The sequence below is a fragment of the Pedobacter sp. 01N416 genome, assembly GCF_056399685.1.
Window position 1 is genome coordinate 1 of the sequence record NZ_JBFTRT010000892.1, and the last position, 1,186, is coordinate 1,186.

Annotated in this window: 1 protein-coding gene; it reads left to right on the plus strand. The window is 41.1% G+C overall.

Going from position 1 to position 1,186, the window contains the following annotated elements:
* The coding region (locus tag AC1DND_RS28175) for an NPCBM/NEW2 domain-containing protein (protein ID WP_477586192.1) at positions 1–951 on the plus strand (951 nt) is incomplete at its 5' end.
* Positions 952–1,186: the final 235 nt, after the last annotated feature.

The window sequence follows — 1,186 nt, forward strand, 5'->3', positions numbered from 1 at the left end:
GTGTGGACACCTTTCCGTGGGCCCGGACATTTCCCTGATGCCGATATGCTACCCATTGGAATTGTTGAATTCAAACGACCAACCAATTTCACCAAAAACGAACAATATACGCTTATGAGCCTTTGGGCTATTGGTCGTTCGCCACTTATTTTTGGTGGAAATATGACCAAGCTTGACGATTTTACCAAGGAAATGCTCACCAATCCCGAAATGCTCAAAGTAAATCAACACAGCATAAATAATCGTCAGGTGTCGCGCGAAAAGAATCTGATCGTGTGGACAGCCGATGTGCCTAATAGCAAAGATAAGTACTTGGCCCTTTTCAATGCGCAAAGCAAGGGAGAGAATCTTGATTTCAACAATGCCGATTATGTAAGTCCAATAATTGCCGGCAATGGAAGTTCGCAAAAGGTAGAAGTATCGGTAAAAGACGGTAAAAAACTTGTTCTCCTCGTGAAAGATGGAGGCAACGGGTTTGATTCGGATCATATCGTTTGGGCAGATCCTGTCCTTCATGGCCCCAAAGGCGATCTAAAATTGACGAGCCTCAAATGGCTGAGCGCAACCTCAGGCTGGGGAGATGCAAATGTAAATCGTACCTGCGACAACAACCCAATTATTATAAATAATGAAACACGAGAGGGAATTGGTGCTCATGCAGCGTCTGTGATCGTTTATCAATTGCCTGAAGGATATGATTCTTTTACAGCAACTGGCTACGTAACACAAGAAAAAGGCTCAGTGACTTTTGGAGTTTTGGTTGATAAAGGAACATTAGATTTTCCCGACAAGGCCAATGTAAAAGTGAACTTTGAAGCTATTAAAATAAAAGGCAAAGTAAATGTGCGCGATTTGTGGAATCACAAAGATCTCGGAACTTTTGATGGGAGCTTTGAGCGTGAATTGCCACAACATGGGGCTGGACTGTATCGGATAACTCCTTTACGTTAAGATACTAGTGCTAAGTTAAGTATGAATTGTCATTTTATACTCCCGCTGATTACGCGGAATACGCTGATTTATATGTTCAGCGATTATCACCGAAATCAGCGGGAAAATAGAACCGCCATTACTATTAATACAAGACTAGTTCCCTGCAAAGCATTAGGCCGTTTTAAAGCCTTTGTTAATTACGCAATAACATATTGATGAATGCTATAACATTTAATACTACAAATTAATATAA